Consider the following 8,735-nt stretch of genomic DNA (forward strand, 5'->3'; position numbering starts at 1 on the left):
AGAAGCGACGGTGCGTTTCTTCTTCATCGGCATATCCATGACTTTTACCTCTCATAATATGCCTCGCCCACAGAATTGCGGATAGGTCCCACATCAGGCTTATGCATAAAGGCAATGTAATCGTGCTTGATTGTCTTCACAAACGACTTGGCCATACCGTTACTCTGCGGCGAACGAACAGGCGTCGTCAACGGTTCCAGACCCAACTCGCGGGCAAAGCTGCGCGTACGGTGGTCGATGTAGGCAGAGCCGTTGTCCGACAGCCATTCGATGGGTGCGCCTGCCTGCGGCGTGCCGAAGCGTTGCTCGACCGCTGCGAGCATCACATCGCGCACGACGTCGCCGCTATGGCCGCCAGTAGTCGCTGCCCAACTAATAGCTTCCCGGTCATGGCAGTCCAGCGCGAACGTCACGCGCAACGGCGAGCCATCGTCACAACGGAACTCGAAGCCGTCCGAGCACCAGCGGACGTTACTCTGGTCAACGGCAATGCGTCCATCATGTCGGCGGGTATCGCGTCGCTGGCCAAGGCGCCGGAGCAGCAACTGATGGTCACGCATGACGCGATAGACCCGCTTGGCGTTCACGCACGGCGCACCGGTCAATTCGTGACTACGTCGCAGCAATGCCCAGACTCGTCGGTATCCATAAGTCGGCAAGCCCGCCACATGCTCGTGGATTGCAGCGACCAGTTCCGTGTCGTCGGTCTGTCGGGCGCGGCGGCCGTCCTGCCAGTCTGGAGAGCGGGCTTTTCTGACTGCCAAAGTAGAGCGCGCCACGCCGAGAACATCGCAGACCGTTTTCATTGGTCGTCCCCGGGCAGTAAGGGCGAGCGCGCAATCCAGTTTTTTGAGCGGCCATACGGTCGAACAGTTTGGACACAGCAGATTGGGCGTCGCTTTATGATTTTATAATCAGATGTTTCGGGTCAAGACAGCCATTACGAACCGTTCGATCGCAAGAGTGCGTTAGACAGGTCACGAACAGTGTGGATGACTAATTGATGGCGAGCAATGCGTTTTTGTGTTTATCTGCACTTCATATTCGTCTTGGGAAGCGGACTGTCACTCCCGCGAAGCGAGGAGGATGTGCTGAAACGCGCTGACGATTTTATTTTTTGCGACTACTCGACAGAGGGTGGAAATGAGGACAGAGGACGGCCTGGTTATGGTGCTAGCGCTGCGCAGAGCCATCGTTGCAAACGAATTTAAGAACGACGCGGCCGTGGCGATGCGAATACTTGAGCTAATCACTAATATTGGCCGACTTGACCCGCAAAACTTGGAAATAGTTGGCGCACTCGTCATCGCGCGTGCAGATGTTGTCCTCAAACGTCCCATACTCGCGCTAGATCGCATTGAAGCAATTGTTGCAGCGCGCGGGGGTGAGCGTTGACGTGAGCCGAAGGGCGAGAACCGGTCCTTCTCAATCATTGCACTTTGCGGCCGATCAAATTCTCGGCTTGCGAACATTCTGTGAACAGTTGTACGTTTGGTCGCAGCACGATTCCCTCTAGAAACGCCGAAGGCGGAACAACGATTGCATCTCAAATGGAACCGCGAAAAGTCGAACTTCCGAACCAATTAAAACTCAACGCTGTTTAACCCTCGCGGCGATGTCATGGACAAAATTGCTGAAAAATCCGTCAACTCTCTGGTCACCGAAAAAGGTGAGAGTGCTTACCCGTTTCCTGTCGGTGAGGAAGACGCCTCAACAGCGAGAACCGAATTTTTGTCGGCAAGCAGCGAAGGGAGTCTCCGCGATGCGTCCCAATCTTGGGACGCTGATACCAACACCCCTTCGTCAGCCGCGGAAGGCTTCGGAACGAAGAAAAAGCTTTCCGACGTCCAAGATGCGTTGGTCAACAGATATCGAGTCGCGAGTGAAACAACCGACGATTTCGTGCACGACAGTCCTTGGAAAGCGATCGTCATGGCAGCATTGGGTGGTGTAGTAATAGGCATGATGATCTCACGGTGAGCCGAGCCGATGCGCGGCCGAATGTTCCGCGCAGATCCATCATCGAAAGGCAGGCGTCTTTCATTAAGAGAGCCAATTTGCCGACAGGTCACCGGGCTCGTTGAGACGTGCGGGCGTATCGCACCTGGACTGTCAAGAAGGGCTCTCATGCTCAACGAGTCGATGTGCTTACCGCAAAAATTTTCGGGATTTTGGTCCTGGTCTGCTCGGTTGTTGCACTGGCGGACGAAAATGAAAGACCCCGAAACGCGGCAACGGTCGTGGGCCAGCCTTCGCCCTCACAAGATAACGCTACCAATGTGTTGACGTATTTGCACTCGGGCGATCGATATCCGTCTAACCCTGCGACTGGACCAAGCATAAAGAACGACATCCCCGGATTGGGGCAAGAACGACGCTCGCCACCAAACGAGCATGCTTCGCCAGGCAGTGGAATGAAGAAACCATATTAAAACTATTGGGGCGCGGGATGGGGCTCATTCGCCAGCCCGATTGCAATGACGGCCCCTGCACGAACTGGCCGATACGGTTTCGACTCGATCGAGATGCCAACCATCACCGGAAGGAACGCGGAACTCGCGCCCATCGATGCGCGTTCCGGCCCAAAGCCTTGCCGCTCTTCAAGAACAGGTGAGAAGTGCAACCTTTCGCCTGGAGCGCCGTCGAGCGGAGCTTGCTGCCGGTTGTCGAGATCATCGACGACCGGGGCACCGACTACCTGCGGTCGCTCGATTAACGCCGCAGGTCTGAGGCCGAAGCGACTATGTGGGCAAATCGTCACCGATTTCCGACTCAAGGTGCTCGGCGACCGGCTGACGTTAAACGAAGACGAAATGCGGCTGCTGTAAGTCGCGCTCACGCGCGCTTAGCACGTGCTCGACATCTCAGACTTTCGGGACGAGTTGCTGCGGGTTTTCAACGTGCCGAGACCTTCTGGCAGCTATGAATGTTTTTGAGGAATTTAAGACTTCCGAAAAAAACCATATAAGCCAAACGTTGATTCATCTGATTGGCAAATTTTTATCCACTCTTTTCATTACCTTCGCTCTGTTGGCTGCTACAACAATGTCCATATCGGCGGAGCGGGACCTGTCACGCTCGTTTTCGCACATGGCTTCGGCGACCAGAACATGTCGCGCACTTACGCGCCGACGTTCGGGAAGGGTTATCTGCGACGGACCCAAGCATCTCCAGTAGCGGCGAGTGAGTTTGGTGAGGTACTTTGCCGCCCATGGTCAGGAGGTCCAGGCAACGAATAGCGCCGCGTTTTGATCGTCGACGACAGTGAAGACGCAGCGGTTAGCCTTTCGATGCTGCTTGGAATTGATGGACACGTGACCGCAACTGTAAGTAGCGGCCAGGCTGCTTTGCGGTGAGTGTCCGATATTCGAGCCGATGTTCTGCTCATCGATATTGGCCTGCCGGACATATCCGGTTTTGAAGTCGCCCGAAAACTGCGGCTCGAGTCTCCGAGCGAAACCCTCTTACTGATCGCGCTTACCGGCTGGAGCCAGGAAGCGGACCGTCAGGCGGCATTCGATGCAGGCTTTAACCATCATTTGGCGGAACCAGTCGATTACGATCGTCTACTCGCGCTGCTGGCATAAATCGGGACTGACTGTTGCTTTAAAAAATTGAGCCGCATGGTCCACCGTAATAGCAGGAAGTATCACATGCCGAAAATCTTGCTCGTCGACGATGAACCGGCAATAGCTGAAGTGCTCTTGATGATTCTCGATGACGCCAAATACTAAACGAGAGTCGCGCATGATGGAATTGCGGCTTTAAAAATCGCTGAAGGCTGGTTGCCAGACGTCATCGTTTCTGACTGGCAAATGCCGGAGATGAACGGCGACGAGCTACTCAATCATCTCAAATCGAACGACCGACTTCGCCATATTCCCGTGATCGCCATAAGCGCGACACCTCCTGTTTCGGAATTGCGATTGATCGCCTTGCTACAAAAACCTTTTGCCGTGGGAAAGTTGCTGCGCGTGATTTCAAAAACATTGGGCTAACGAAGGTGTGGTTCGTCTACGCCTGCACTGTTTCACGAACGGCAAGTACGAATTTGAGTTCGCGGTAAGGCCGCTTTTGCTCGGCGAAGAAAGACATAACGTGCCTCGATTGGGCGATCTTTTTACAACAACATCGCATAGAGATGCTCAGTTGTCGTGGCCTCTCGGAAACGCTTTTCGACGAAGGCGTTCCCGTGCCTGCTCGATTGAACCGTTATTGCAATGAGACGCGGTACCGGGACCGGTTAGAGCGACTCATTCGCGTTGCTCCTTTCGTTGCTCAATCGCTTCTAGAACGGCATCCGGATCGCTCGCCGCCTGCAGGGTTTCCGCATGTTGCTCGTGCCGGCCAGGTATGTGAGGAAGATCGCGTCGAAGCTCTTCAAGCAACATTATGATCTTGGTGGTTTTCTGCTCGGCCAGCAGATTGATCTGGAGTTGGAGATGCGTGCGATCTTCCTCGATACGCGCTAGCGATTTTGCCGAATAAGCACCGCCATCGTGATCAGGACACCGATGAAAGTGACAATGTCCTGTAACAAAGAAACGGCGGTTCGTCGAAGTAGCGATAGCCGAGGTGATGCAAAAAGACGTCACTGACGATCCATGCCACGCTTGCACATAAAAAAGTCAGTAGAAATCGCGGTTCGCCAAAGAACACGCTGACTCGCTCAATCATTCTTTCTAGCATGGTGCGCTTCGCATCCTCGCGCTGAGCAAACTGCGACACTTTCTCCCGATTTCGTAAGTCGCTTCGGAAATGCTCGTGGCGGTGCTGTTGTCGGCCCGTGGATCTGGGTCATGTCAGCGCTGGAGTGTCGGTGGAAGTAGCCAAGTCAGAAGGGGGTTCCTTCACCTCCAACATAACGCAATGTACGGGACAACGTGTTGCCCCAGCATCGACATCAAATAACCCCCGCGAGGCTGAAGGCGGCGTTCATCCGCTATGTGAGATCGAGATTGCTCTCGAATTCATGTCGAGGGTTCCGTTGTTCACGGCAATCTCCATTCTTGATCTAACGCATTCTGAATGCCTTCGGTTGGACGCACGGCACGGCGTTTGCGACCTACGCAGGCTTGCACAAAATTTAATAAACATTGGAGGCAATTATGAAACTGCTTACAACCAGCGATGGACTACCACGCTTGTCTTGGGGGGCCGTCATCGCGGGCGTCATCCTTTCGATGATCGTTTATTTGATCATGAGCGTCCTAGGCGCGGCGGTCGGCGCTTCGCTCCTTTCGCCGATGTCTAAGCCCGATGCGTTGCACGGCTTTGGATTTGGCTCTGGGGTGTGGGTTATCGTCACCACCGTCATTGCGGTTTTGGTCGGTTCTTATTATGCGGGGCGCTGCGCACCGGTGCTGGGCTGGCTGCATGGCCTGCTCTCGTGGGCAGTCATGACACTCCTGGTCGTCTACGGCATGACTTCGCTCATCTCTGGAGCAGTCAATACGGCGGGCAGTGTTGCCGCGACGAGCGCGCAGGTCGGTGCGACAGCTGCGAATCAGTCGGGCAGCGGCAATCAGATGGTCGACTCGGCCAAACAACAAGTCCAGGCGGCAGTAGCATCGGCTGCATCGGCCGCCTCCGGCCCGGACGCCGAGCAGAACGCGCGTGCGATAGCGGATGCCGCCGCGCGAGGCGTTGCCCGAGCGAGCTGGTTCTCATTTGCCGCGCTGATCGTGGGCGCGATCATCGCCATCGTTTCGGGCGCGACCGGCTTCCGCCACCAGCCTCCGTTTGAAGAAGGCGGCGGATCGGCAGCCGATCGCGATGTAGCCCCCGCACGTGCTCGCACGGTTCAAGCGGGTCGTCGTACTTGATAAAACTTTCAATGAACTCAAAACTGCCTCCAAACGCTCCGCCGCCGCCCGCTGACGTGTCTGACGAGGTTCGCCTCGCTGCCGTGCAGGAGGAACTTGCGGTGGACGTCAGAAAAACAGAAACCGGCGCAGTGCGCGTGCGTAAGGTCGTGCATGAGGAAATGCAACCGGTCGCCATGCGGCTGAGGAGCGAACAGGTCGAAGTCAGCCGCGTCGCGGTCAACCGTGCAGTAGACGAGCGCAGCGAACCACGGCAGGAAGGTAACACCCTGATCATCCCTGTCTACGAATACGTGCCTGTGGTCAGGATGCAACTGACCTTGAAGGAAGAGGTACACATTAAGACCACCGAGTCGCAAAGGGACATGGTGCATCAAGTGCTCGTCAACACCGAGGAGCTGATCGTGGAACGGCGCGAAGGTGCGGATGGCGAATGGAGACGCGACCCGAACGTGAATTGATAGACGCAGGAACAGCGGTTGCGAGAGCACGGCACGCGCGGTATTCCTGGCTTAGCGTAGGCCTTTCTTTGGAGATGCTGCTATGACTCAAACGATCATCGGTGTATTTAACAGTTTTCAAGATGCCGAGGTTGCACAGGCTCGGCTCGAAACAGAAGGCGTCGCCCGTTCCGATATGAGCGTTCACACGAACGATGCCGGTTCTTCTTTTGGTACCGACACCGCCACGCGCGATGTGACGACGGGCGGTACCGGCGAGCAGCACGAAGGCGCGATGGGACGTATCGAACACTTCTTCAAGAACCTTTTTGGCGACGACGATCGTCCCGAGGAAGTCGACCACTACCAAGAAGCGGTTCGTCGCGGCGGCGCGCTCTTGTCGGTGGACGTGCAAGACGAATCCGCAAGCGCGCGGGTACGCGACGCACTGTATGCTGCAGGCGCTGTTGATATTGATTCGCGCGTCGCCCAGTGGCGCGGTGCCGGATACACCGGCTACGATCGCAGCGCTCCTGCCTATACCGCCGACCAGGTCGCGGCCGAACGACAGGCGTTCCCAGTCGTTCAGGAGTCGCTGGAGGTTGGCAAGCGCGTCGTCCATACGGGCGGCGTGCGAGTGTACTCACGGCTGACGGAGACGCCAGTCAGTGAGTCCGTATCGCTTCGCGAAGAGCACGCTAGCATTGAACGGCGGGCGGTCGATCGGCCTGCGACTGCAGCAGACTTGAAGGAAGGGTTTGTCGAGATCAAGGAAACAGCGGAACAGCCTGTCGTTGCAAAAACGGCACGCGTCGTCGAGGAAGTGGTCGTGGGCAAGGAAGGCTCTAATCGAACCGAGACCGTCAACGACACGGTGCGTGGAACTGAGGTAGAGGTCGAACGAACCGCGGGCCTCGAAGGCGCGTCGACGACTACCTCTGATACCAAGAGAACGCCGCTTTAAGTGCGGATGGGCCGGCTTGCTTCGTGATCGCGCAGGCACGCAGCCGGCCATTTAAGTCCCGCGGGCGCACACCCGAGAGACGCAGGTTCCGTCTCAACGACGGAACAAGTTCCTTAACGAGTATGTCATCCAAGGAATGAGTATTCGGCCGAACAACGATTTCACCACGTGCTTCGGCCCCAGGACAACGGTTGCGACCGAGACGACAGAAATCAGCTGCGCATACGGCGACTGAAGAATCACCGGTCCCTGTTGAACTGGACGTGCGCGCTCGCCGCGCCGGGCTTCGGCAATCGACGAGTTGATATGGTTGGCCGCGATCAATTCAGCCCGTGTCGCGCCCATTCGGACGACAACCGTCCGTTGGGAGGTGCTAACGTCGTTTGCGCTCACTTCATCGACTCCTTAACAGCCGCGATATCAGCTTGCATTTCGGACCGAAGTGACCTAAATGGTACCGTTGGTTTTTGTTTCCGCATCACGAAAAATGCGGCGATTGAAACGACCAGCCAAAGACCGGCGATTCCCCAAACCGAAGCAAGAAAGTAGGGTGTCTGCCAAGCGGTTGCGATAATTGCGAAACAAAGGAATGACAGCGTGAACAAGATCCCTATCGCAAGCGTTACCATTGCGATGAGCTCACGCATAACCTTGGCTTTAGCTTGTTGAAGTTCGCTGAGAAACAGCTCGCTATAGTCCGCCACCCTCGCTGTACAGAAATGACCGACGTTGCGCCAACGCGTGATTTTAGAGTGGATCGACATATGGTTTCGCCCCTGTTGGGTGGCAAGGGGATGACGCCTTGCCACCGCGCCGCATGGTGTTGACTTTTGTAAAGGATAATTAATTACCTACGTCCCGCGATATCTTGTCGTGTTGCGGCGGGTGGCGCTGAGCTTGCGCTCGCCCAAATGGCGCCCAATAAGAAACCTAGCCCGCCCACGATTGCAAGCGCGGTGAACGGGTTATCAGTTGTCTTATCGCGCACAATGTCGGCGGTGTCGGCGTACAGTTGTTGCGCCTTGCCGCCGAGTTCTTTCGCCTTCCCTGCGACCTGTGTTCCCGTGTCGCCCATTACTGAACCAACCGCATCCTGCACCTTACCGGTAATCTGCTGAACCGTTCCTTCCGCCTTATTCGTTTCCATGTTTCCTCCGCTAGTTGAAAGGCGTGGAGCAAGCCTTACGTTATTGTCTCCCACTCAGATCATGCCTTATGCGGCTAAGTGTTGATTAAGTTAGGCACCTTCGCACACGTGCAAGTTGTGTACCCGTAGAATGCTTTTCTTTGGCCTGGCCTCGCTTCCGCGCGAGTTCTCATGGAGTGGTGAAAGCGGCTCGCCGTCGCACCCTTGTGATTGATGCACCAACCACGCGACTTACGCGTGTCATCGGCACCAGTAAATTGATACACCGTCGGCACTGAGGATTTGATACACCTCGACGAAGGGATAATGGCCGCTTTGAGCGGCGATGATCTCGTACGAGGGATACATGCAGATCAGGA

At 55.9% G+C, this 8,735-nt stretch carries 9 protein-coding genes and 2 pseudogenes; 6 read left to right on the top strand and 5 right to left on the bottom strand.

The window, feature by feature from the left end; all coding sequences use genetic code 11:
- Positions 1-89: 89 nt before the first annotated feature.
- Positions 90-851 (bottom strand): annotated as a pseudogene (locus tag NCT03_RS28350) (IS3 family transposase); the annotation flags it as partial.
- A gap of 769 nt (positions 852-1,620) precedes the next feature.
- Between NCT03_RS28350 and NCT03_RS28355 the strand changes: the two are divergent.
- The 3 genes and pseudogenes from NCT03_RS28355 to NCT03_RS28365 form a co-directional block, all read left to right on the top strand.
- On the top strand, positions 1,621-1,980 hold the full coding sequence (locus NCT03_RS28355) for an ElaB/YgaM/YqjD family protein (protein WP_250469520.1): 360 nt from the start codon (positions 1,621-1,623) through the stop codon (positions 1,978-1,980).
- 1,376 nt (positions 1,981-3,356) lie between these two features.
- A complete protein-coding gene (locus NCT03_RS28360) occupies positions 3,357-3,587 on the top strand; it encodes a response regulator (RefSeq protein WP_250469521.1) in 231 nt (76 codons plus the stop codon).
- A gap of 165 nt (positions 3,588-3,752) precedes the next feature.
- A pseudogene (locus NCT03_RS28365) lies at positions 3,753-3,998 on the top strand (response regulator); the annotation flags it as partial.
- Between the two features lie 255 nt (positions 3,999-4,253).
- Here the strand turns inward: NCT03_RS28365 and NCT03_RS28370 are convergent.
- Complete coding sequence (locus tag NCT03_RS28370; RefSeq protein ID WP_250469523.1) at positions 4,254-4,595, bottom strand: hypothetical protein; 342 nt, start codon at positions 4,593-4,595, stop codon at positions 4,254-4,256.
- Between the two features lie 513 nt (positions 4,596-5,108).
- Between NCT03_RS28370 and NCT03_RS28375 the strand changes: the two genes are divergently transcribed.
- The 3 genes from NCT03_RS28375 (at position 5,109) to NCT03_RS28385 (ending at position 7,229) form a co-directional block, all read left to right on the top strand.
- On the top strand, positions 5,109-5,825 hold the full coding sequence (locus NCT03_RS28375; protein ID WP_250469524.1) for a hypothetical protein: 717 nt from the start codon (positions 5,109-5,111) through the stop codon (positions 5,823-5,825).
- An 11-nt stretch (positions 5,826-5,836) separates the two neighbouring features.
- Positions 5,837-6,286 carry a YsnF/AvaK domain-containing protein gene (locus tag NCT03_RS28380; RefSeq protein WP_250469525.1) on the top strand — a complete coding sequence of 150 codons (450 nt, stop codon included), beginning with the start codon at positions 5,837-5,839 and terminating at the stop codon, positions 6,284-6,286.
- An 82-nt stretch (positions 6,287-6,368) separates the two neighbouring features.
- Complete coding sequence (locus tag NCT03_RS28385; RefSeq protein WP_250494780.1) at positions 6,369-7,229, top strand: YsnF/AvaK domain-containing protein; 861 nt, start codon at positions 6,369-6,371, stop codon at positions 7,227-7,229.
- A gap of 93 nt (positions 7,230-7,322) precedes the next feature.
- Here NCT03_RS28385 and NCT03_RS28390 read toward each other — a convergent pair whose 3' ends face one another.
- The 3 genes from NCT03_RS28390 to NCT03_RS28400 form a co-directional block, all read right to left on the bottom strand.
- Complete coding sequence (locus NCT03_RS28390) at positions 7,323-7,622, bottom strand: hypothetical protein (RefSeq protein WP_250494781.1); 300 nt, start codon at positions 7,620-7,622, stop codon at positions 7,323-7,325.
- On the bottom strand, positions 7,619-7,993 hold the full coding sequence (locus tag NCT03_RS28395; protein ID WP_250469528.1) for a phage holin family protein: 375 nt from the start codon (positions 7,991-7,993) through the stop codon (positions 7,619-7,621). The genes NCT03_RS28390 and NCT03_RS28395 overlap by 4 nt, the downstream gene beginning before the upstream one ends.
- Positions 7,994-8,076: 83 nt before the next feature.
- Entirely contained in the window at positions 8,077-8,376 is a 300-nt protein-coding gene (locus NCT03_RS28400) for a CsbD family protein (protein ID WP_250494782.1), read from the bottom strand.
- Positions 8,377-8,735 lie beyond the last annotated feature (359 nt).

It is taken from the genome of Caballeronia sp. GAWG1-1, from assembly GCF_023631465.1.
GTDB lineage: Bacteria > Pseudomonadota > Gammaproteobacteria > Burkholderiales > Burkholderiaceae > Caballeronia.

Coding starts and splice junctions, on each gene's coding strand:
- NCT03_RS28355 (WP_250469520.1), top strand. CDS start 1,621: ATGGACAAAATTGCTGAAAAATCCGTCAACTCTCTGGTCACCGAAAAA.
- NCT03_RS28395 (WP_250469528.1), bottom strand. CDS start 7,993: ATGTCGATCCACTCTAAAATCACGCGTTGGCGCAACGTCGGTCATTTC.
- NCT03_RS28385 (WP_250494780.1), top strand. CDS start 6,369: ATGACTCAAACGATCATCGGTGTATTTAACAGTTTTCAAGATGCCGAG.
- NCT03_RS28400 (WP_250494782.1), bottom strand. CDS start 8,376: ATGGAAACGAATAAGGCGGAAGGAACGGTTCAGCAGATTACCGGTAAG.
- NCT03_RS28375 (WP_250469524.1), top strand. CDS start 5,109: ATGAAACTGCTTACAACCAGCGATGGACTACCACGCTTGTCTTGGGGG.
- NCT03_RS28380 (WP_250469525.1), top strand. CDS start 5,837: ATGAACTCAAAACTGCCTCCAAACGCTCCGCCGCCGCCCGCTGACGTG.